Annotated in this window: 20 protein-coding genes and 1 pseudogene; 6 read left to right on the top strand and 15 right to left on the bottom strand. The window is 65.1% G+C overall.

Annotated elements, in window-relative coordinates; translation table 11 throughout:
• Window positions 1-53: 53 nt before the first annotated feature.
• Complete coding sequence (locus ABZZ22_RS05720; RefSeq protein ID WP_354927693.1) at window positions 54-971, bottom strand: alpha/beta fold hydrolase; 918 nt, start codon at window positions 969-971, stop codon at window positions 54-56.
• A gap of 78 nt (window positions 972-1,049) precedes the next feature.
• Complete coding sequence (locus ABZZ22_RS05715; protein ID WP_354927748.1) at window positions 1,050-1,331, bottom strand: tautomerase family protein; 282 nt, start codon at window positions 1,329-1,331, stop codon at window positions 1,050-1,052.
• Between the two features lie 683 nt (window positions 1,332-2,014).
• Between ABZZ22_RS05715 and ABZZ22_RS05710 the strand changes: the two genes are divergently transcribed.
• A complete protein-coding gene (locus ABZZ22_RS05710) occupies window positions 2,015-2,362 on the top strand; it encodes a hypothetical protein (protein ID WP_354927692.1) in 348 nt (115 codons plus the stop codon).
• 171 nt (window positions 2,363-2,533) lie between these two features.
• Entirely contained in the window at window positions 2,534-3,085 is a 552-nt protein-coding gene (locus tag ABZZ22_RS05705) for an ATP-binding protein (protein WP_354927690.1), read from the top strand.
• A 44-nt stretch (window positions 3,086-3,129) separates the two neighbouring features.
• Here the strand turns inward: ABZZ22_RS05705 and ABZZ22_RS05700 are convergent, their stop codons facing one another.
• The 6 genes and pseudogenes from ABZZ22_RS05700 to ABZZ22_RS05675 all read right to left on the bottom strand — a co-directional run bounded on the left by ABZZ22_RS05700 (window position 3,130) and on the right by ABZZ22_RS05675 (window position 8,736).
• The gene (locus ABZZ22_RS05700) at window positions 3,130-5,487 is read right to left on the bottom strand and encodes a LuxR C-terminal-related transcriptional regulator (protein WP_354927688.1); all 2,358 of its coding nucleotides are present in this window, start codon (window positions 5,485-5,487) and stop codon (window positions 3,130-3,132) included.
• 138 nt (window positions 5,488-5,625) lie between these two features.
• Entirely contained in the window at window positions 5,626-5,787 is a 162-nt protein-coding gene (locus ABZZ22_RS05695) for a hypothetical protein (protein ID WP_354927686.1), read from the bottom strand.
• Window positions 5,788-6,504: 717 nt separating this feature from the next.
• Entirely contained in the window at window positions 6,505-7,503 is a 999-nt protein-coding gene (locus ABZZ22_RS05690; RefSeq protein WP_354927684.1) for an AMP-binding protein, read from the bottom strand.
• Window positions 7,504-7,544: 41 nt separating this feature from the next.
• Window positions 7,545-7,814, bottom strand: a pseudogene (locus ABZZ22_RS05685) (AMP-binding protein); the annotation flags it as partial.
• A gap of 246 nt (window positions 7,815-8,060) precedes the next feature.
• Complete coding sequence (locus tag ABZZ22_RS05680) at window positions 8,061-8,189, bottom strand: hypothetical protein (protein WP_354927682.1); 129 nt, start codon at window positions 8,187-8,189, stop codon at window positions 8,061-8,063.
• 130 nt (window positions 8,190-8,319) lie between these two features.
• Window positions 8,320-8,736, bottom strand: a complete 417-nt coding sequence (locus ABZZ22_RS05675; RefSeq protein ID WP_354927680.1) for an LLM class flavin-dependent oxidoreductase — start codon at window positions 8,734-8,736, stop codon at window positions 8,320-8,322.
• Between the two features lie 507 nt (window positions 8,737-9,243).
• Between ABZZ22_RS05675 and ABZZ22_RS05670 the strand changes: the two genes are divergently transcribed.
• The 4 genes from ABZZ22_RS05670 (at window position 9,244) to ABZZ22_RS05655 (ending at window position 13,978) form a co-directional block, all read left to right on the top strand.
• Window positions 9,244-10,467 (top strand): ABC transporter substrate-binding protein, encoded by a 1,224-nt coding sequence (locus ABZZ22_RS05670; protein ID WP_354927678.1) that lies wholly within the window; start codon window positions 9,244-9,246, stop codon window positions 10,465-10,467.
• An 80-nt stretch (window positions 10,468-10,547) separates the two neighbouring features.
• Window positions 10,548-11,408: a branched-chain amino acid ABC transporter permease gene (locus tag ABZZ22_RS05665; RefSeq protein WP_354927676.1), complete on the top strand. Its 861-nt coding sequence runs from the start codon at window positions 10,548-10,550 to the stop codon at window positions 11,406-11,408.
• Window positions 11,401-13,260, top strand: a complete 1,860-nt coding sequence (locus tag ABZZ22_RS05660) for an ATP-binding cassette domain-containing protein (protein WP_354927674.1) — start codon at window positions 11,401-11,403, stop codon at window positions 13,258-13,260. Before ABZZ22_RS05665 ends, ABZZ22_RS05660 begins: the two co-directional genes overlap by 8 nt.
• 43 nt (window positions 13,261-13,303) lie before the next feature.
• Entirely contained in the window at window positions 13,304-13,978 is a 675-nt protein-coding gene (locus tag ABZZ22_RS05655; protein ID WP_354927672.1) for an ABC transporter ATP-binding protein, read from the top strand.
• A 58-nt stretch (window positions 13,979-14,036) separates the two neighbouring features.
• Here ABZZ22_RS05655 and ABZZ22_RS05650 read toward each other — a convergent pair whose 3' ends face one another.
• From ABZZ22_RS05650 to ABZZ22_RS05620, 7 genes are all read right to left on the bottom strand, one after another.
• Complete coding sequence (locus ABZZ22_RS05650; protein WP_354927670.1) at window positions 14,037-15,578, bottom strand: MFS transporter; 1,542 nt, start codon at window positions 15,576-15,578, stop codon at window positions 14,037-14,039.
• The gene (locus tag ABZZ22_RS05645; protein WP_354927745.1) at window positions 15,575-16,066 is read right to left on the bottom strand and encodes a phosphotransferase; all 492 of its coding nucleotides are present in this window, start codon (window positions 16,064-16,066) and stop codon (window positions 15,575-15,577) included. The genes ABZZ22_RS05650 and ABZZ22_RS05645 overlap by 4 nt, the downstream gene beginning before the upstream one ends.
• 58 nt (window positions 16,067-16,124) lie before the next feature.
• The gene (locus ABZZ22_RS05640; RefSeq protein WP_354927668.1) at window positions 16,125-17,357 is read right to left on the bottom strand and encodes an acyl-CoA dehydrogenase family protein; all 1,233 of its coding nucleotides are present in this window, start codon (window positions 17,355-17,357) and stop codon (window positions 16,125-16,127) included.
• 127 nt (window positions 17,358-17,484) lie between these two features.
• Window positions 17,485-18,333, bottom strand: a complete 849-nt coding sequence (locus ABZZ22_RS05635) for an enoyl-CoA hydratase-related protein (protein ID WP_354927666.1) — start codon at window positions 18,331-18,333, stop codon at window positions 17,485-17,487.
• Window positions 18,334-18,684: 351 nt separating this feature from the next.
• Window positions 18,685-19,317 carry a TetR/AcrR family transcriptional regulator gene (locus ABZZ22_RS05630; RefSeq protein ID WP_354927664.1) on the bottom strand — a complete coding sequence of 211 codons (633 nt, stop codon included), beginning with the start codon at window positions 19,315-19,317 and terminating at the stop codon, window positions 18,685-18,687.
• On the bottom strand, window positions 19,314-19,802 hold the full coding sequence (locus ABZZ22_RS05625; protein WP_354927662.1) for an SDR family NAD(P)-dependent oxidoreductase: 489 nt from the start codon (window positions 19,800-19,802) through the stop codon (window positions 19,314-19,316). The genes ABZZ22_RS05630 and ABZZ22_RS05625 overlap by 4 nt, the downstream gene beginning before the upstream one ends.
• On the bottom strand, window positions 19,799-20,806 hold the full coding sequence (locus ABZZ22_RS05620) for a nitronate monooxygenase (RefSeq protein ID WP_354927660.1): 1,008 nt from the start codon (window positions 20,804-20,806) through the stop codon (window positions 19,799-19,801). The genes ABZZ22_RS05625 and ABZZ22_RS05620 overlap by 4 nt, the downstream gene beginning before the upstream one ends.
• Window positions 20,807-20,832 lie beyond the last annotated feature (26 nt).

Genomic DNA, 20,832 nt, shown 5'->3' with positions numbered 1-20,832 from the left:
GACGTGTTGAATCTGATTGGCGACCAGGACCGCCGCGGTCGTAGACCCTGATCTCAGGCCGGTGCTGGGGCGACCTTCTGCGTCAGGTGCTCGAGGAACCAGTCGCGTGCCGCGCCCGACGAGAGCTCGAAGGGGTGACCGGTGTATGCGTCGAAGTGGCCGCCGGGGATCGAGACGAGACGTTTGGGCTCGGCCGCGGTCTCGAACGCCTCCTTGGCCCACTCGGCCGGCGTCACGATGGTGTCGTCCTCGGCAACCACCATCAGTAGCGGGGTAGGAGCGACGAACTTAAGGAACTCGCCTGGCTCGTAGCCCTGCTCCAACGAGCGCATCGTCACCTCGTTGCGCCACGCGGTCCCCTCATAAGGGGAGAAGAACTCGTAGGCATCGGGCGTCGGCAGGGCTGCCGGCTGCGTGGGGTCCGCGGTGACCACCGGGATCATCGCGGGCGCCTCACCGCGGGCTCGCGCGAGGCGATCGGCTGCCTGCGCGTCCCATACCGTCTGCCACAACTCCTTGGGCACGCCCGTCTTGAACGTGCGCTGCATAGAGACCCCAGGCACCTGCCCGCATACGGCCTTCACGCGGCGGTCGATCGCCGCGACAACGAAGGCGTTGCCGCCCGAGTAGCTGGAACCCCACACCCCGATGCGTGAGGCGTCGACGTCATTCCTGCCCTGCGCGTAGGTGATCGCGTGCTGGGTGTCGTGGATCTGGTCCCACGGGTCGAGCTCCTGCCGCGGCTTACCCGGAGCAGTGTCCGAGGCACCGAACCCCCGGTGGTCATAGACCACGCAAGCGAACCCCGCGGCGGTGAACACCTCGGCGAAGGGTTCGAGACCCATCTCCTTTGTACACGAAAATCCGTGCGTGAGGATGATGCACGGCACTTCGCCGGACGCGTCGTCAGGTTTGTAGAACCAGCCGCGCAGCGTCACTCCCTCAGCATCGAACTCGATATTTTCACGCATTGGTTTCTCCATTTCAGTAAACAGCCTGGGAAGTGCTGGGCCAGATCCTGAGGGTCTCGGCGCAGGACGGTGCCCGTTTCAAGCAGTCGCCACCTGCGAGTCGTTGCTCAGTTCTTCGGCGCTGTGCTGCAAGCTCAGGTTCTCCTCGAACCGGTGCCGCTCGGCGACCGTCTCCGGGGGCGGCGGCGCCATGCCGTCGACCTTCCAGGTCTCGAACGGCGCGGTCTCGACGTGGAATTCCACCTCGTATCCACGGTCCGCGATGTACGGGTGTGAACGCGTCCTTCGGCGTAAACAGCTGCCACCGCGGCATCGGGAACTCCTTCTATTTGACGGGCGAATAAGTGGGCAAGACCACATTGCACTCTGGGCTTGAGTGTGCTTGCTGGGCTTGCTGCGGCACACGGGGGTATATACGTGTGTAGGTACCTGTTCAGGGTCCAACGTCGTCATGGCCGCGATGCGGCGCATGTGCTGGTGATGTCGCGCCGGAGCAACGGGTGATGGTCCGCCGAGAACGACGACGGGACGAGTGCGGCGGCCCGGGCTTTGGTCCGTGCACTCATCGCGCGTCCGATGCCGGTGCGATTTCAGCGGGCGGTCGCGCGTGTCAGCGGACACGCCAAGATCCCTGTAGGCGGACACGGACTTCCCTGCTGACGGACAGCTGATCTGCCCGTCGCCAGCGGTGTCGTGGGAGCGACGCGGTTTCGTGTCGCTCCCGTCGGAACGGCCCCTCGTGAAGAAGTCTGACAAGGGAGATCATGGAGCCTCTGGGAGCGTTCGACACCACGGGCAGCGCGCACTCGGCAGCACTGCTCGCGGGTGTGGACCCGAAGACAGTGCGCCGCCATGTCGCGGCACGGGATAGGGGCAACCGGTGACCGGCCCGTCGCGGCGGGAGCGGATCACGGACCCGTCCGTGCCGAAGATCGAGGAGAGGGTAGAGGCCCCGCGCGGCGGCAAGATCCGCAGTGACAACGCCCATGAGCGGCTCGCCGTGCCGGGTTTCTCACCGGGATGAGCGGACCACCCATCGTGCGGTGGCCGAGGCGAAGCGGGCCTGGCGGGGCGGGCACCGGCGGGCGTATCGGCCGTGGATCGCCGAGCCCGGCTGTGGCTGCGGTTCGACTCGGGCCAGGGACCTGCGGATGGCGGGTGGGGTGCCGTCGTTCCTGTTAACCGACAACCCCAATACCGTCAGCATCGACGACGTCGCTGGGGCGGCGGTGCGTGATCCCGAGGTCGTCGAGGTCGGCCGGCACTACGGCACCCAGGTCCACACCTGCGTCCCCTTCGACCCTGAGTCCGAGGGCGGTTCAGAGGCGTCGGCGCGGATCAGCAAGGCCGACTGGGCCGACACCGCCGCCACTGCTCAAGGATGTCACTGACCTGCTCAAACGGATGCTGCTTCCCTACCTGCGAGCGGCCGCACCGGAGGTGATCGCGACCGCTAAGGGACAGCGCTGGGATCCCGCCGAGGTCCTGCGGGCGCTGCTGGCCGAGGAGGTCCGCGGTCGCGACGAGACCATGCACGTCGACCGGCGCAAGCAGGGCTGCCTGTGGGGAAGACGTTCGCCTCTTGGCGCGAGGCCGACCCCAGCATCCCTGCGCCGCCCCAGTCCGCGCTGGCGATCCTGGAATGGATCGGCCGCGCTGAGAACCTCGCGATCACCGGCCCGTCCGGCACCGGGAAGACCCACTTCGTCGAAGCCATCGTCCACGCCGTCATCGACGCTGGCATGCGGGTGTCCTGGTTCACCCTGGAATCCTTCACCGCCACCGTGGGCAGGGCCGCCGCCGACCGGTCGATCAGCAAGACCATCGCGACGATCACCCAGGCCGAACTCATCGTGGTCGACGACATCGGCATCCTGCCCAGCAGTCAAGCAGCTGCTGAGGCGTTCTACCGGCTCGTCGACGCCGCCTACGAACGCCGCAGCCTGGCCATCACCAGCCACCTGCACCCCGCCGGGTTCGACACCATCATGCCCAAGACCCTGGCCACTGCTGCCGTCGACCGGCTCCTGCACCACGCCCACGTCATCACCACTGAAGGCACCTCACTCCGCCTGAGCGAGGCCCGCTGGACGTGGGTGATCCCCTTGACCTGACCCACCTACAGGGAGATCCAGATGTCCCTTGGCAACGCGAGCAGTTAGCGGGTGTCGTTGGCCGATGCGAATCGCTGTGCTGCCACCCAGTTCACGATCTGCGCACGGGAGGTGAAGCCCAACTTGGCCAGGATCTTTTCCACATGTCCTTCGGCGGTACGCGGCGAAATGAAGAGCCGCGAGGCGATCCCACCGTTTGTCAATCCGTCCGCCACCAGTTCGGCAACCTCACGCTGGCGCCGGGTAAGCTCGCTGGGTTCTGGCGTCGCTTCGGACCGGCCGGCGCCGGCTCGTTGCCGCTCGCGGAGGGGTTCGCCCAAGGCGAATGCCACCGCAGTGTTTCCGTCTAGGTCTTGTCCGCGCTTGAAGGCACTGTCGAACGCGTCGTCACCGATGGCCTTTCTTACGGTAGCCTCGAATTGTCGGCCGCAGGCCTGGAGTTGGATTGACCCGAATAGCGGCGCACCGATCGTCTGCCAGAGGGTGTCGGCGCAGCCCAGAATCACTGCCGCGCGTTTGTAATCGCCCTTCGCAACGGTGACCCAACCAAGGAAGTCCAAAGCCATCGCACGCCAAAAGTTGTCATGGAAGGGCCGCCGGATTCTCAGTGCATCAAGCAGAAGTGTCTCTGCTTCCGTTAGGCGGCCAGTCAGCAAGTCGTGGAAGGCACGGACACATTTCGCATACGAGAGGAGCCAGCGCTCGCCGGCTTCGTCGCACAGCCGATCGAGTTCGTCGACCACGGCCGAGCCCTTGTCCAACTCGCCCAGCAGCAGGTACGTAATGGCCAATGGAATGCGAAGTGAATTGGGGTAGTCCTGGGGCACATCGACGGCGGCGTAGCGTTCCAGAGCTTCGAGGAATAGCGGAATTCCGGCTGCGAGATCGCCACTGAAGTTGCCCTGCATTCCGAGCAAGTGCGTCGCGTAGGCGCGAGCGGCGTCGTCGTCGAGTTCGACGGCAAGCCGATGGGCTTCCCCAAGAAGCGCCGCTTGGGCTTCCGTATCCCCTTGGAGGGTTGCGATGTAGCCGCAGGTCGCTAAGGCCCAGGCACGCTCGTGGCTGGGCGTCTTGTCTGCTTGAAGGGCCCGTTCGATCCAGTGGCGACCCTCAGTCATGAATCCGAGCGCGAGCCACATGAACCCAGGAAGGCCAGCCATGCGAAGGGCGACGCCGATCTCGCCTGGCTCCGTGAGGGAGTATTCGAGTGCACCACGCAGGTTCGCGTGCTCGTGCTGAAGAACACTCGCCCAGTCCTCCTGTAGTGGGCCGAACCATTCGGTGGCAGCTTGCTCCACAAGTTGGAGGCACCAGTTCCTATGGCGGCGGCGAAACACCGGTTCCGATCCGCTCTCACGTAGCCGATCCTGCCCGTACTCTCGAATGGTCTCGAGCATGCGGAAACGGATGCGTCCCCCATGCTCCTCGCGCACGAAGATCGACTTTTCGGTCAACCCGGAAAGCGTGTCGAGAATGGTCTCGGTGGGAATTTGTTCGTCTGCACAGACGGCTTCGAGGGCACTGAGTTCGAATCCGTTTGCGAAGACCGCGGCACGCGCCCACAATTCCTGCTCGCGCACGGTACAGAGGTCGTAGCTCCAGTCGGTTAGTGCCTTTAAGGTCTGGTGCCGTTTCGGAGCACTCCTGCTCCCCGCAAGAAGTAACTCGAACCTGCTGTCGAGCCGATCTGCAAGGTCCGAGACATCCAGCACGCGTAGCCGGACGGCGGCCAGCTCAATCGCGAGCGGGATGCCTTCCAGCCTGTGACAGAGGCGAATGACTGCCGCTTCGTTGGCAGGACTGAGGGTGAAACCGGGCACTGCCGACGAGGCTCGGTCGGCGAACAGAGAAACTGCCGGAAAGCCGGTAGCCGTGCCAGGTGTATGCGGAGCTCTCGGGTCTGGGACTGGGAGGGGTGGGACGAGATAGATGTGCTCGCCGGTGATCCGGAGGGCTTGCCGACTGGTAGCGAGGATCTTCAGTTCCGGTGCCATCTTGAGCAGAAGCTCAGCGAGGTCAGCGACAGCCTGCAGCAAGTGCTCACAATTGTCGATGATCAGGAGCATCTGACGACCGCGTAGATGGTCCGACAGGACGGTTGTGGGAGGCCTTGTGGACTGCTCCTGCAACTCGAGGGCGTTCACCACGGTGTGTGGCAACAGAGCCGCATCCTTCAAGGCTGCCAGTTCGACCAAGCAGACCCCGTCGGGGAAGGCTCGGCGGACGTCGCTTGCCACCCGCAGCGCCAGCCGCGTCTTCCCGACGCCGCCTACGCCGGCGAGAGTCACCAGCCGCGCAGTCGATAGGAGTGTCCGTACCTCAGCAGCCTCCTTCCGGCGGCCGACGAAACTGGTCAGCTCCGCTGGAACACCGGACGGGCTATTCCCCGACCGTACTGCCATGACGCACTCCACTCGCACAGTCTGGGCAACCACCTGGTGCCGGACACGTTACCTGGGCGTTACCGCGTCGACAACGCGGCTCACTGAAGTGGCAGACCAGGCGCTCACAGGGGTTTAAGGTTCGAAATCAGCCATCGATCATCCATTGGACACGCGCATGAGAACCCGGCTGCCGCCCAGCGGTGGCGAGCGCGAGCCCTTGCCGCCGGTGGTCTGATCGACGAAGGCCAAGACCTCGACAGCGGACGCCTTGGTCACAAGCTTCTGCGACTTGGCCGAGGGCACCACCATCTCCCTCATGAGCGTCCTGTAGTCGCTGCGGGATTTGCCGCTAGCCCACGGCTGGCCGCCGTCACCGTTTCCTCGATCGTGCCGTAGCCGTAGAACAGCGCGGCAACGAGACCACGGCGTGCCGCTTCGGTCGCACCAGCCCTCGCCTCCGCTACGCCGGATTGCTCGTGCTGCGTCCAGGCGAGCCAGCCAACCGTCGCGACGAGCATGGCCATGCCGACGCCGAGTCCGACGGCCAGTACTTTTACCTCGCTCCGGTTTGAGCAAACCGATCGTCGGCTTCAGAAACACCGACCGGGGTTGCAGGTTGCTAGCCCAGGCTGCCGGAGTGGCGAATCAGAACCGACGATCAGGCACGTCACCAACACGATCCACACCTCGGCCCGATCCGTACCCCCAGCGGCGCAACCGCAGCTCCATGAAGTCCAGCACCACGAACCGAACTTTCACGGCAGCGATCACGAAGATGAAGAAATCGCGCTTGTTCTCACCCTGCGTCCAAAGGACGTGGCGCGGATCGGTGGCGTGGCTACTGGTGATCGCTTGTCAACGTCCACGACGTACGAACCTCCTGAGTTGGACTTGTGTTGCCGGTCACCCAACGTACGAAGATGCGACGCCCGTCACGTAGGTCGAACTCGCCCAGGACCAGTACAGAATTGACACGACCCCGCCCAGCAGACGTCAGCGAGCTCTCCCGAAGAGACACGCGGAAGCTGGTCGGCTTCACAGGAGATCGCGTTTCATCACCTTGCCCGTGGGCGTGCGCGGCAACTGGTCTACGAGCCGAATTTCACGGGGACACTTGTATCCGGCCAAGTGCTCCCTCAGGCGCCTGTTCACGGACTCCACCCACGCCACCTCGTTCTCGACCGGACGTATCGGTTCGACGAAGGCCACGACCCGCTGGCCCAGATCCGGGTCCTCGTGACCGACGACCGCGGCGTCACGGATGTCGGGGTGGGCGATGAGCGCGTTCTCGACCTCGACCGGGTACATGTTCTCGCCTCCGGTGATGATGATGAAGGCAGCCCTGTCGGTCAGGTACAAGTAGCCCTCTTCATCCAGGTCACCGAGATCTCCCACGGAGCACCAACCCTGCGGAGATCGGGCGATCATTCCATCCCACAGGCGTGAGGAAGCTGAGCCCCGGACGCTCCGTGGCGCCCCAACAGTCGTAGACGATGAGTCCGAACCACTCCAACGCCTGTTCCTTGATGCTAGGCGGACAGGTGCACCGCCATGCCCCAGGAACCGAAGGGATGAGAGATCGTAGGAATCACCGGTCGAGTCCCGATGCTCGAGGAGGCGGGAGAGGATCGTCGGAACGACGTTCGAGTGCGTTACGTCGAAGTCCTGTACGCACGTCAGGAACCCTTGTGGGTCGAACCTGTCCATCACCACCACTGTGCCGCCGCAACGTTGGGTCATCATCGCCGTGGCAAGGGCAACGATGCGGTAGAACGGCGTAGCGACCAGATGCACTGTCGACTCGCCGATGCCGTAGATCGCCCTCATGTCGTCCGCCGCCCGGCTAGGGGCTCCGAACGGCCTTCCCGGCTGATCTGGAATGACGCCCTTGGGACGGCCCGTCGTGCCCGAGGAGTAGAGCATGTCGACTCCCTCCATCTCGGCACCTGCATGGATGGGTTCGACGTCGGCCAAGACCGCCGGGAGCGCAGCCGCGCTGGCGTCCGCGGTGCCCTCGTCGAGCGATAGCACCACACGTCGTGGTCCACATCGGCGAGTGCCTCCGTCACAGTTCCTTCGGCGTCACGGTTGACGATCACGGCTTGCGCCTGGCTGTCGTTCAGGATGTAGGCGATCTCTGCTGCGGTCCACCTGGTGTTCAGCGGTGTCCAAAACAGGCCGGTACGCTGCGCCGCCCAGTACGCACTGAGCGTGAGCTCGTGATTGCCGGTGGCGTACGCGATGTGAGCTCCGGTCGTCAAGCCCAAGGATCTGAAGTACTGGGCGAGGCGCTGCGAATAACCGTCGAACTCCGCGTAGGTCAACGCGTTCCCGGACCCCGCCATGATCTGAGCCGGCGCATCGGGCTTCTGCTCGAACCATCGGCGGGGGCTCTGCCGCTCGACGGATGAATCCCGTCTGGTGTTCAACGTTCCTCCATCTTTGTCGCGGGCACGGCACGAAATGCTCCGGGACCCTCTTCAGGCCAGCGCTGCGCGCAGCCTGGGGTAGCAGAATTGCGAGTAGTTCGACACTGCGCATGACGACGTCGACGGGGATCTGGCTGAAGGCGACCCTCAGCTGAACATGTGTCACGCCAGCCGCCCGATACACCTCGAGCTTTCTTGCACCTGGTCGGGTGAGCCGATGATCGCCAGCTCGTCGACGAGCCGGTCGATGTCCCCCGATTCCATGGCGGCGGACTTATTGTCCGGGCCCACGAGGGCACCGTAATCCGCGTACCGGCTCATCAGCTGTCGGGCGTAGCATCTGCCCTCCCGCTGCGCGACCTCAGCCGACGGCGCCACGTACGCCATCCGATTCACAGCGACCACTTCTGGCCGTGGATCCTCACAGACATCCCCGAGCGGGCGATACCTGTCGATGGCTGGCCGAAGATGCGCGCTCAGCAGGTGGTTGGTCGCGACGTACCAGCCGTCGTGCGCAGCTGCGCGCCGCGCAGCCGCCTCCGCCAATCCGCCGACCAGAGGTCACCGCGTCGTGGAGCTCGTCCATGATCCGGCCCGTCGGAGCCTCGTTGGAGAACCAGCCCGACAACGCAGGCGTTCCGGCTCCGACACCCACGACCAAGCGACCTCCGCTGAGCTGATCCACCGCAGCCGCTTCGTACGCCAACCGCAGCGGGTGCCACGCCGGCGCCAGCAGGACCCCGGTTCCCAGGCGGACCCTCGTCGTCCGCGCCGCCAGCCACGACAGGACGCTCAGAGCCGACGGCGCGGCCCATGCGTCAGACCGTTGCGAGTACACCCCCCGCCCACAACGAGTCGAATCCTGACGACTCGGCCAAGCCGACGACAGGCTGATGCCCCTCTGCCACGTCCCGGATGCTCTTCCCTGTCGGCGGGGCAAAGTCCAGCGCCAGCCCCAGCGTCACATCACTTGATTGCACCTCGGGTCACCCCCTCGGAACGACTTCGTTCGCGTTGGCGATCACCCAGCTGCTGAGGCTTGTCCTCGCGCGAAGTCAATAGATTCACTCGAGCGACGCCACCCCCGCGATGCCGACCCTCAACCCAAGGGGCCTCCAGCAACGCTCAGCACGACTCCGACACGGCAGCGAGTCAGGCATTTGCAGATTCCTTGACAGTGTGACGGCGATCACTGTACAACTGAACCTGACGTCAGTCTCAATTAAGTCGGGCCGCCTCTCTCAGGTGCGCGGACTGCACGTCGAACCCATCTTCGGGGCCTGGCCTCGCGAGGCCTGCTCCGTCGAAGAGTCTTTCAGCGAGCCACCTATTGGAGGAGCCACCCATGCCCAAGAGAAGGCGCTTCACGGCGCTTGTCGTTTTCGCTGTTGCCAGCAGCCTCGTCCTCGCCGGATGCGGTGGCGCGTCAACCGGCTCGAACGGCGATGACACGGTGGACATCCTCGTCCTCACTCCGTTGAGCGGACCGGCAGCGACCTTGGGACAGACCACCAAGGACGCCGTCGAGGCGGCCGTCAAGGTCGTCAACAAGGAGGGCGGCATCCTTGATCGCGACGTCAAGGTGACGTTCGAGGACGATCGCTTTGACCCGGTGACAGCCCAGCAGGTCCTGCGGGAGGCCCTCAACTCCGACAACCCGCCGGACCTGGTCCTCCCTGGAGCGACCAGCCGCGTCGCGGTACCGCTCATGCCGCTGCTGACCCAGAAGAAGGTGCTGTCCATGACCAACTCGGGCTCTCCGTTGGCGAACGACCCGAAGAAGTTCCCGTACGGCTTCGGCTTGCTGGCGCCGGCCGACGACTACGAAGAACCCATCATCAAGCGCCTCAGCGAGCAGGGCGTCACGAAGGTCGGAGCGATCGTCTCGGCCGAGGAGTCCGGCACCATCGCTGCCGACGCGATGGCTCGCCAGGCGAAGGAGTACGGGGTCGAGATCGCGTTCGAGAAGATCGACGCCGAGGCCGTGGACGCCACCTCGGAGCTCTCGCGGCTCAAGCGCGACAACCCTGGAGCTCTCATCGCCGAGGGCCTCACGAGCCCTGCCACCCTGGGCGTCGTCCTGAACAGCAAGAGCAAGCTCGGCTGGGACGTCGAGACGTACTTTGGGCAGACCAACGCCGCGAACGGCATCGAGAAGGGCACCGAGGAGCAGATCCGCGGCAACTTCGTCCAATCGGCCGCGATCAGCGTCAGGGGGTCCGACCTGCAGCAGACCGACGACTTCAAGACGTTCCAGACGGCTGTCGACGCAGAGTCCGCGACGAAGAACTACCCGCTGTTCGTGTCCGCACTCAACTACAGCGCTGTCCTCGCGCTGCGAGCCGGCGCCGAGGAGGCCGGCTCCCTCGACAGCACGAAGGTTGCCAAGGCCATCGAGTCGTTCGAGACCGCTGAGGACATCCCGGGCTGGTTCCTCACCACCAACCCCGGCTTCTCCGCCGATCGTCACCAGCCCGTCTGGGACCCCGAGAAGGACTTCGCGGTCGCGAAGCTTGGCTACCCGGGCTACGACCCGACCTCGGGCCTCTTCCTGCCCGAGGGCAGTTGACGCATGGCCGGCACCGGGCACGTCCCGGTGCCGGCCATGCGACGCCTTCCGCATTCACGAGACCTTTCATCGGAGTCAGCATGACCATCGTCTGGGCCGGGCTATCGCTGGGGGCTGTCTACGCCCTCGTGGCGCTATGTCTGAACATCACCTATTCGAACACCGGAATCTTCAACTTCGCCCAGCCCCACTTCCTCATGGTGGGCGCCTTCGTGGGTTATGCACTGCAGGACGGTTGGGGTGTGCCGTTGCCCCTCGTCCTGCCCGGGTGCGCCGTCATCGGCGGACTCATCGGATATCTCGAGGAACGCCTGGCGATCCGTACCCTGGGTGGCAGCCGAGGGCACGCGGTCCTGGTCACGACGATCGGTTTCGCGGTCGTGCTAGAGGGAATCGTGATCGTCTTCTGGAGCACCGACCCCTACAAGTTCACGTTCATGGAGTCCGGGCAAGCCATCGACCTCCTGGGTGGACGCGTGCTTCCAGTCGACCTGGTTCTCATCGCACTCGCCGTCTGCCTCACGGTCCTGCTCGTCATGATCCAGCGGACGAGGTGGGGCCTCGCCGGCTCCGCGGCGACCATGGACAGCGACGTTGCCCGCCTTCGTGGCATCAACGTCGAACGCGTGACCACCGGCGCCTTCATCGCCGCAGGAGCACTCGCCGGTGCGCTCGGGCCGCTCGTGGGGGCCAAGATCGGCATCGTCCACAGCATGGGCAACAGCCTGATCGTCCTAGCCTTCGCCGCCCTCGCCATCGGAGGATTCGGAAGCTATGTCGGATGCATCCTCGGCGGTTTCACCACCGGGCTTCTGCAGCTCGCGACGACCTATCAATTCGGCAACGACCTGCCGCTCATCATTCTGTTGGCCTTCCTGTTGATCATGCTGCTGCTGCGGCCGACGGGAATTCTCGGCGCGAGGAGTCTGCGAAGTGTCTGAATCAACCAGCCCGGCGGTCGTTGCACGACCCGCTCTCAAGCACGGGTGGATCATCCCCCCGATCATCGCTCTTATGTTCATGCTGCTCGGCCCCAGCATCTTCCCAGTTCAGGATCAACAGCAGATCCTGCTTGTGGCGATCTACACGTTGATCGTCCTCGGACTCAACCTCAGCTTCGGCTTCGGAGGTGAGCTCGCCTTCGGTCAGGTGGCGATCTTCGCGGCCGGCGCCTACACCGCAGCCATCCTGCACACACACGGTCATACGGACCTGCTGTTGGCCAGCGCGGTGGCGATCCTGGCCGGGGCGCTCGTCGGACTCGTGTCGGGTATACCGGGACTGCGACTGAGTCACTACACCTTGGCGCTCACGTCGTTCTTCCTCGTTCTCGTACTCCCCGATCTCATCGCGATATTCGATGAGTACACCGGTGGACAGACCGGCCTGTCCGGGATCATCTTCCCGACCGTGCTCGGCAAGCCGCTCGACGACAGAGGCTTCTTCATCTTCGTCATCGCGACGTGCTTCGTGGGGACGGTCTGCATCAGGAACCTGGTGCTGTCCCACCACGGTGAGGCGCTCAGCGTCCTGCGCGAGAGCCCATTGCTGGCCGAGTCGCTCGGCTTGTCGGTATATCGCCTGCGGATCTTCGCGTACGTCGTCGGCGGACTCCCCGCCGGCGTGGCCGGCGTCCTGTGGGCGTACCTGTCCGGCTTCGTCTACCCCGAGACCTTCCTGCTGTCGAGCGCCATCGCGATCCTCGCTGCGTCCGTGGTCGGCGGATCCCGGAGCATCTACGGTGCTGTCATCGGGTCGTCCCTGCTGATCTTCGGCCCCCTCCAGGCGTCGGCGGCTCAGGAGTACTCTCTCCTCATCTACGGCCTCTTCCTCGTCGTGGTGGGAGTCGTCGCGAGGGCGGGACTCGCCGGCCTCGGCCGGTCTGTCATGACCCGTGTCCTGCGGTGGCTCCCCGCCGCGCTCACACAGCCCGGGGAGACTCTGGACGAGCATCACGAGGCCACGAGCACTCCCGGCGAGCGTCTGGTCGTCGAGGACGTCGCCAAGGCATTCGGCGGCCTTCGCGCATTGCAAGGGGTTCACCTGTCGGCAGAGCCAGGTCAGATCACCGCGATCCTGGGCGCCAACGGCGCCGGCAAGTCCACCTTGCTCAACACCGTGTCCTGCTTCGTGCGCGCCGACAGCGGAAGAATCCTCGTCGGGGACGCGGAGATCCAGGGCCTGCGCCCGCACCGCGCCGCTCGAATCGGCATCGGCCGAACGTTCCAGACCCCGCTCATCCCGGACGAGCTGACGGCCCTCGAGGTCGTGAGGACGGGACGGCTTCACATGCGCAGGGCTGGGCCCCTGGCGACGCTGCTTCGACTGCCGAGCTTCAGGCGGATACGGCGCACCGACACCCAGGAGGCACTCGCGGCTCTCGCGTTCGCGGGCCTCCTCCCCCACGCCTATCAGGAGGCGCGGTCGTTACCGCTCGGAACCCGTCGGCTGCTCGAGGTCGTGAGGGCGTTCGCCGGACAGCCGAGCGTCGTGCTGCTCGACGAGCCTGCGGCAGGTCTCGATGACGCCGGCCTGCGAGACCTCGCCGAGCTCCTGATCCGCTTCCGCGATGCCGGAGCGACGGTCGTACTGGTGGAGCACAACGTGCCATTCGTCCTCGGTTTCGCCGACGCCGTCCACGTCATGGGTCTGGGCAAAGTCATCTCGTCGGGCACTCCCGACGAGATCCGCAACGATCCCGAGGTCATCGCGTCGTACCTGGGGAACCGGACGGTCTCCGTTCCCGCCGAGTCGGCCGGAGCGCCTCTAGCAGATGAGAGTGACCATGTCTGAAGCCCTGATGACTGTCGACGGCCTCCGAGCCGGATATGGCGACATGATCGCCGTGTGGGACATGTCGTTGCAAGCAAAGCCCGGTCGGGTCACCGCCTTGGTCGGCCGAAACGGAGCGGGCAAGTCGACGTTCCTCAACGCGGTCGCCGGCCTGCTGCCTGTCCGAGCCGGGACGATCACCCTGTCCGGGACCGACGTCACTCGACTTCCCGCGCACGAGCGCGTATCACACGGGTTGACACTGGTCCCGGAGGGCAAGCGCATCTTCCGCGCCATGACCGTCCGGGCGAATCTGATGCTCGGCCAGTTCAGCGGTCGGTCGAAGGCCACGGAAAGCAAAGCCATCATGGCGGAGATGTTCGACCGCTTCCCCGCACTGGGTCAGCGGCCCGACGCCTTGGCGGGATCGCTCAGCGGTGGACAGCAACAGATGCTGACGATCGCTCAGGCGCTGTCGTCCCGCCCCTCTGTTCTATGCCTCGACGAGCCGTCCTCCGGTCTCGCGCCGATCGTCGTCGACGAGGTCTTCGATATCGTCCGTGATCTTCGCGCAGAGGGATATGCGATCGTGCTCGTCGAGCAGCAGGTCGAGGCGGTTCTCAACGGGATTGCGGACGACATAGTGATCATCGATCAGGGTCGAAAGGTCTTGGCCGACGAAGCCGCGAACGTTTCCGTAGAACGGATCATCCAAGCGACGCTCCACGGCGCAACGTGACCACTGGTCCGTCAAGGGTGTCCCCTGTCGGCCCCTACCGTCGACCACGGGGCGACCGCTAGTCGCGCCGGACGCCGTCTGCGCGCTGCGTCCGGCCGCGTGCGACAACCTCTGCGCCGACGTCAGCAGACCGCACCGCATCACCGCGCGCGACCAGCGGTCCTTGGTCAGGTCCGGCGGCCCGAGCCGCCACGACGGCCACGGTCCGAGCCGGGATGAGGAACCCGACAGCGGCACCGAAGAATGCGGCAATTGCAGCGAGCCAGCTCATCGCATGCAACGCCGATTCGGAGGGGTAACTGCCGCCGCCGACCGCCCCAACCGTCAGCACCGCGGCGATCGTCGCCGAACACGTGGATGTACCGATCGAGCGGACCACCGTGTTGAGCCCGTTGGCCGCGGCCGTCTCATCGATCGGCACCGACTGCATGATGATCACAGGCATCGCCGCAAAGCTCATCGCGATCCCGACCGGGACGATCGAAATGCCGACCATGAGCTCGATGAGGGAACCATCGAGCAGCACGCGGACGACGTATCCGAGGCCCGTGACGGCCAGGCCCCCGGTCAGAGTGATGCGTGCCCCGAACCGTCGAGTGATGTATGAGGACACCGGCGCCATCAGGACCATCAACACACCGCCAGGCAACATCGCCATCCCTGCCTCGGTCACCCCGAGGCCGAACCCGACGCCGGTCTCGACCGGGATCTGCATCTGCTGGGTGGCGACCAGCAAATAGTTGAACATGACGAAACCGGCCACCAGCGAGGCGACGTTGGTGAGCAGCACGGGGCGACGAGCTGAGGTGCGCAGGTCCACGAGCGGCTCGCCGGTGCGCAGTTCCCACGGAGCCCAGAGGGCAAAGGACAGCGCTGCCACCGTGAAGGACAGCAAGGTCCACTGCGACGTCCAGCCCCAGGTGCCACTCTTGGAGATGCCGAGCAACAGGGCCGTCAACGCAATGGAGATCAGGACCGCTCCCAGCCAGTCGAAACGCCCAGGCTTGCTCACCCCTGACTCGGGCACCACGAAGAGGACCAAGGCAAGCATGCCCACAGACATGACCACGCTGGCCCAAAACACCGCCTGCCAGCCAAACGCTTCGTAGATCACGCCCGAGAGCGGCAGCCCGACCGCGCCGCCGATGCCTAGAGTCGCACTCATCAGTGCGACTGCACCGCCGATCTTGTCCGGGGGCAACTCATCGCGCATCGTGGAGATGCCGATCGGGATCAGCGCCGGAGCGAACCCCTGAAGAAGCCGCGCGACGATGAGTAGCGCGAGCGAATCACTGGTAGCACCGAGCAACGAGCCGCAGAGCAGAGTGACCAGTGAGACCACGATCATCCGACGCTTGCCATGCATGTCGGCAAGGCGGGACAGGATCGGCGTAGCGACCGCACTGGTGAGAAGCGTGACCGTCACCAGCCAGGAGGCGTTGTCAGCGCTCGTGCCCAGCAGCCTGGGGAAGTCCGGCAACAGCGGGACGACGACCGTCTGCATCAGCGACACCGCCGTGCCGCAGAGAGCCAGGACCAAGACGATCGCACCAGATCCACTCGGACGCGCAGGTTCGCCGGTGGCCGTTTCGGCGGTCACGTGATGCCGGCGCGCAGCAGAGCCCTCGCAACCATGGCGTCGATCAGCTCAACAGTCGGGGCGCCGTCCTCGGCCTCGTTGGCGAGCTCATCCAGTGCTCGCCGGCGTACTCCCTCAGCGATGATCGCGATCTTCCACATCCCCAGTACCTCCCAAAAGGTCAATGCGCCGAGCTCGCGACCGTACTCGGCTGCGTAGGTCTCGGCGATCTTCCGTCTGGACACGAATCCCTCTAGCTTGGATGCCTCGAACAGGCCGCTGGGTGGGTCTGACGGCTCCGGCCAGTACGCCAGCGTGGAGCCCAGATCGGCCAAGGGATCACCCATGGTCGACAGCTCCCAGTCGAGCGTGGCACGTACTCCAGCGGTGACTGGGTCGAGGATGACGTTGCGGACGGGTAGACCCCGTGGACCAAGGTGAGCGAGGTGTCGGTCGAGAGGGAATACCAGCTCCGTGCTTGTCGATACCAGCCATTCATCCAATCCCATTCCCGTTCCCTCCTCTACTGCGATGGTCCACAGCGCAGCGGCGCCGTCCACGACGTGCTCAGCTTGCAGCGAGCACGTCTCGCATCCGCCTGAGCTCGACCCGGGCGATGGTCCGCTTGTGCACCTCGTCGGGGCCGTCCGCTAGCCGGAGCGTCCGCTGATGGGCCCAGAAGCTGGCCAGCGGGAAGTCGTCAGTCACCCCGCCGCCGCCGTGGACCTGGATAGCGCGGTCGATGATCTTCAGCGCCATCTGGGGACCGGCGACCTTGATCGCGGCGATCTCGGTACGTGCCTTCCGGTTGCCCACAGTGTCCATGAGCCATGCCGTCTTGAGGGTCAGAAGGCGGACCATCTCGATCTCGATCCGAGCCTCAGCGATCCAGTCCTGGATGTTCGAGCGGTTGGCGATTGGCTCACCGAAGGTCACTCGGGTCTGGGCGCGCTGGATCATCAGGTCCAGCGCGCGCTCGGCCATGCCGATGGAGCGCATGCAGTGGTGAATCCGTCCGGGACCGAGGCGCGCCTGACCGATCATGAAGCCGTCACCCTCGCCCGCCAGCAGAGCGGTGACAGGGACCCGGACGTCCTCGAAGAGGATCTCGGCATGTCCCTCACGATCCAGGTAGCCGAAGACCGGCAGCCCGCGGAGGATCGTGACCCCCGGCGTGTCAACCGGGACGACCATCATCGACTGCTGCCGGTGCACCTCCGCCTCGACGTCGGTCTTGCCCATGACGATGAGGACCTTGCAATTAGCGTGGAGCGCGTTCGAGGCGAACCACTTGCGCCCGTTGAGGACGTACTCGTCTCCGTCGCGCACCATCGAGAGTTCGACATTGGTGGCGTCCGAGCTCGCCACATCGGGCTCGGTCATACAGAAGGCCGAGGCGATCTCGCCAGCGAGGAGTGGCTTGAGCCACTTCTCCTTGTGCTCATCGGTGCCGAAGAGCTGGAGGACCTCCATGTTGCCGGTGTCCGGCGCGTTGCAGTTGGTCGCCTCAGGCGCAAGCAGTGGGCTGCGGCCCATGATCTCGGCGAGCGGTGCGTAATCGAGGTTGCTAAAGCCCGGTGATCCCCATGCCGAGTCCTCGTGAGGGTGGAAGAGGTTCCACAGGCCGCGCTTACGCGCCTCGGTCTTGAGCTCCTCGAGGACCGGAGGATGGAAGTTGGGATTGCCGGACTCCGCCATCTGTGCGGCGTAGATCCCTTCAGAAGGGTAGATGTGCTCGTCCATGAAGGTGAGCAGCTTCTCCTGATACTCCTTGCAGCGGTCCGAAAACTTGAAGTCCATGTCAGTTCCTCGTCTCATCATTGGGGTAGTTGTGATGTCTTGGCTCGTCGTGCACACGTCGGAGTCGCGGGTCGAACTGAGCGGCGAACCCGACGCGCCCCGATGGCAGCCACCTGTCGCTGACCCGTCACGGGTCCTCGGCATGCCAACCCGACGCGAACCTGGGCTTCTCCTTGGCGACGAACGCCGCCACCGCCACCACATGGTCGTCGGTCAGGCCGGTCGCCTTGTGGAGTAAGACCTCAGTCGACATCGAGGCGGTCAGATCCTCGTGCGGCGCCCGCAGTAGGTTCTGTTTCATCCCATCGAGCGCATGGGAGGGCCCGTTGGCCAGTTGCGCAGCGATCTCGTGGGTGCGCTGCTCGAGGTCCGCCTCGGAGACGATCCAATTGACCAGGCCGAGGGCCAGGCATTCCTCTCCTCGGATTCGCGGGTTGAGGAACATAAGCTCGCGCGCCTTGGCGGGGCCGACCAATCGCTCGAGCAGCCACGCGACGCCGAAGTCGCCGGCCAGGCCGACGGCTTCGAAGGCGGTCGCGAACACCGTCCGCGGCGAACCGATGCGCAGGTCCGCGGCGAGTGCGAGGCCGATGCCGGCACCGGCCGCTGCCCCAGGGATGGAGGCGAGCACAGGCTTCCGGCATCGGTAGATTCGGCCGACCGTCTCCTCTTGGTGGCGACGCTGCCTCTCGACGGCTGCCAGGTCGACCTCGGCGGAGCCGGCCCCTTCACCACCCTGCTCGTAAAAGTCCTGGACGTCCCCGCCGGAGCAGAATGCCCGGCCTGCGCCTGTGATGACGATCGCCCCCACCTCGCGCGATGCCTCCATCTCGGCCATCGCCGCGGCGAGCGCTTCGATCATCCCGCCCGAGAGTGCATTGCGGCGGTCGGGACGATTGAGCGTGATGGTGCCAACGCCGTCGGTGATCCCGGTGAGAACCTCGCCGCTGACAGCGCGGCGACCCTCGTCAGCCACCAGCCAGCTCCCGCACACATCGCGAAGACCGCTCCGGCGAGACCGTCGACCCGTGGCTTGCGAGAGAGCAAGGATTCAAATCTGAACTTGAACTCATCCTCATATTAAGAGAATAGCACATCCCTGACTTGCGCGAGCGGTGCCAATTGACTCACCACGCGGGGAGGCGACGACGCGTGCGCGCGACGACCTCGGGGTTCGCGAGGCCGCGCAAACGCGCCCCCGGCTGTGCATGCAGCCAGAAGAGCGGCGGGCCGCCACAACCGTGCGTTCCATGCGAGAGCAGTCGCTGAGACGACACCGAGCGGTGCTCAGGACTCCCGCGTCAGGCAGTTGTCAGTCGTCGATGACTCACGGCTTGGTGAGATTGTGTTCGATACGCAACGCGTTGCACCACAGCCGGGTCGCCGTGTATACGAGTTCGTCGAAGTCGCCGCCGTCGTTGAGCACGAAGGCAGCGAACGCGAATCGGCTGATCATGCTCGAAAGCGCACGAGAGGCCAACACGGGGTCGACGTCGGGATCGGCGAGGCCTCGTTCCTGGAGGTCTTGAATCCCGCGGGCGTTGCGTTCGACGAACCCCCAGGCGCGGACGTGTCGCAGTTCCCGCACTTTGGGATCGATGTTCGCGACCTGCTCGAGCAGCCTCATAAGGTTCGCATTGCGACGGTAACTCTCGAGATAGGCACGATTGCTCGCCTCGATGATCGCGGCCGGATCATCGACCCCATCGACGTGCTCCATCCCCGGATGGAGCATCTCGTTCTTCGTCTCCTCCATGACGGCAGCGAAGATCTCTTCTTTGTCGTTGAAGTAGGTGTAAAAGGTGCCGGTGGAGCACTTGGCCTCGGAGGTGATGTCGGTCAGCCGGGCGTCGAGATAGCCGTCGCGCTCGAAGACGACGCGTGCAGCGGCAACCAGGGCTTGGCGCGTACGGATCCCGCGACCCGTCACCGGCGCCTTGCGAACAGTGTCTTCGGTCACCGAAGTCCTTCTCCTTTTCGCAGCGGCCAGGTCGCATCCCTGGCTTCCTGCAGGTCAGTGCCTCTAGTTTGCCCTACAGGGCGCGATCGTCGGCGACCGCCCAGGCAGGGCGCGCCGTCGCACCAGCGCCCGCCTCGGGGTAGACAGGGTTCTGATGAGCCGGGCCAGATGTCAAGGATGCGCCGCCACTCGTCGTCACTCTCGCCGATGCCGGCCTCCCCTGCGATCCCGGCGTTGGCGAAGAAGAGGTCCACCGGCCCGAAGTTGCTCTCGGCGACAGCAACCATCTCTTCCAGCACTGAGGTCTGGGACGCATCCCCAACCACGGCGACTCCGCCCACCGCTGCGGCGACCTGGCCGGTGGTTTCGGGATCGAGATCCGCAACCACGACACGAGCACCATGCTCAGCGAGCCCGGCGGCAAGGGCGGCCCCGATACCCCTGCCAGCGCCCGTGATGACGGCGACCTTGCCGGCGACATTCATGACAGGCTCAGGCTCCCCTGGGTCGAGCGCCGCCCGAGGAGGTTCGACACCCGGCCGACAGCCGCCGCAGCATCGGCGATGATCGTCGAGACGACCGCATTCACGGAGGCGACTTCGTGAATGAGCCCCTGCGTCTGGCCAGCCCACCACATGCCGCCCTCCATCTCCCCCTGATCCAGCACTTGGGACCTGCCACGGACACCTGAGGCGAGAGCTGCGACATCAATGAAACTTGCACCTGGCCGGCTGCCGATCTCCGCGATTTGCTCAGATATGGAGTTCTTCGCCACCCGTGCACTGTTCTTGAACTCACGAAACACCACGATTGTGTCCCGCTCCGTGTTCGCGACGATCTGATCCTTGACGTTGGGATGGATAGGGGCTTCGTCTGTCGCCATGAATCGGGTCCCCATGTTGACGGCGTCAGCGCCAAGGGTAAGCGCGGCGGCGAGTCCTTCGCCCGTGGCGATGCCGCCACTGGCGATGATTGGGACCGAGAGTTCGCGCACCGCCGCGGGGATGAGCACGAGGCCCGGCACATCGTCCTCGCCTGGATGGCCAGCGCACTCAAAGCCATCGATGCTGACGGCGTCGACGCCCTTTCTTTCCGCCGAGAGCGCGTGGCGCACTGACGTCGCCTTGTGGATGACCTTGACTCCAGCCGCATGGAAATCCGGCAGATGCGGGGCGGGGCTCGATCCGGCGGTCTCCACGACGGTAATGCCCGCTTCAATGATCGCTGCTCGGAACTCGTCATAGGGAACAGGCTTGATGGTCGGCAGGATAGTGAGATTGACCCCGAACGTCCTGTCGGTCAGCTCCCGGGTTCTGCGTATCTCTTCGACAAGGGCCTCCGGCGTGGGTTGCGTGAGCGCGGTAAGGAAGCCCAACGCGCCGGCATTGGCGACCGCAGAGATGAGCGGCGCGGTGCCCAACCCCGTCATCCCACCACAGACCACGGGGTGCTCAACGCCGAACAGTTCGGTGAATCGGGTGCGGAACATCAGCTTCCTCTTCTTGTCTCGACGCG

It is taken from the genome of Nocardioides sp. NPDC006273, from assembly GCF_040613495.1.
GTDB lineage: Bacteria > Actinomycetota > Actinomycetes > Propionibacteriales > Nocardioidaceae > Nocardioides.
This window is presented reverse-complemented; position numbering and strand designations above follow the sequence as displayed.

What these genes read in the sequence shown, in the direction of transcription:
- ABZZ22_RS05720 (WP_354927693.1), bottom strand. Translation starts at nt 971, where the DNA reads ATGCGTGAAAATATCGAGTTCGATGCTGAGGGAGTGACGCTGCGCGGC.
- ABZZ22_RS05715 (WP_354927748.1), bottom strand. Translation starts at nt 1,331, where the DNA reads ATGTGGTCTTGCCCACTTATTCGCCCGTCAAATAGAAGGAGTTCCCGA.
- ABZZ22_RS05700 (WP_354927688.1), bottom strand. Translation starts at nt 5,487, where the DNA reads ATGGCAGTACGGTCGGGGAATAGCCCGTCCGGTGTTCCAGCGGAGCTG.
- ABZZ22_RS05695 (WP_354927686.1), bottom strand. Translation starts at nt 5,787, where the DNA reads ATGAGGGAGATGGTGGTGCCCTCGGCCAAGTCGCAGAAGCTTGTGACC.
- ABZZ22_RS05670 (WP_354927678.1), top strand. Translation starts at nt 9,244, where the DNA reads ATGCCCAAGAGAAGGCGCTTCACGGCGCTTGTCGTTTTCGCTGTTGCC.
- ABZZ22_RS05665 (WP_354927676.1), top strand. Translation starts at nt 10,548, where the DNA reads ATGACCATCGTCTGGGCCGGGCTATCGCTGGGGGCTGTCTACGCCCTC.
- ABZZ22_RS05655 (WP_354927672.1), top strand. Translation starts at nt 13,304, where the DNA reads ATGATCGCCGTGTGGGACATGTCGTTGCAAGCAAAGCCCGGTCGGGTC.
- ABZZ22_RS05645 (WP_354927745.1), bottom strand. Translation starts at nt 16,066, where the DNA reads ATGGGATTGGATGAATGGCTGGTATCGACAAGCACGGAGCTGGTATTC.
- ABZZ22_RS05640 (WP_354927668.1), bottom strand. Translation starts at nt 17,357, where the DNA reads ATGGACTTCAAGTTTTCGGACCGCTGCAAGGAGTATCAGGAGAAGCTG.
- ABZZ22_RS05625 (WP_354927662.1), bottom strand. Translation starts at nt 19,802, where the DNA reads ATGAATGTCGCCGGCAAGGTCGCCGTCATCACGGGCGCTGGCAGGGGT.
- ABZZ22_RS05620 (WP_354927660.1), bottom strand. Translation starts at nt 20,806, where the DNA reads ATGTTCCGCACCCGATTCACCGAACTGTTCGGCGTTGAGCACCCCGTG.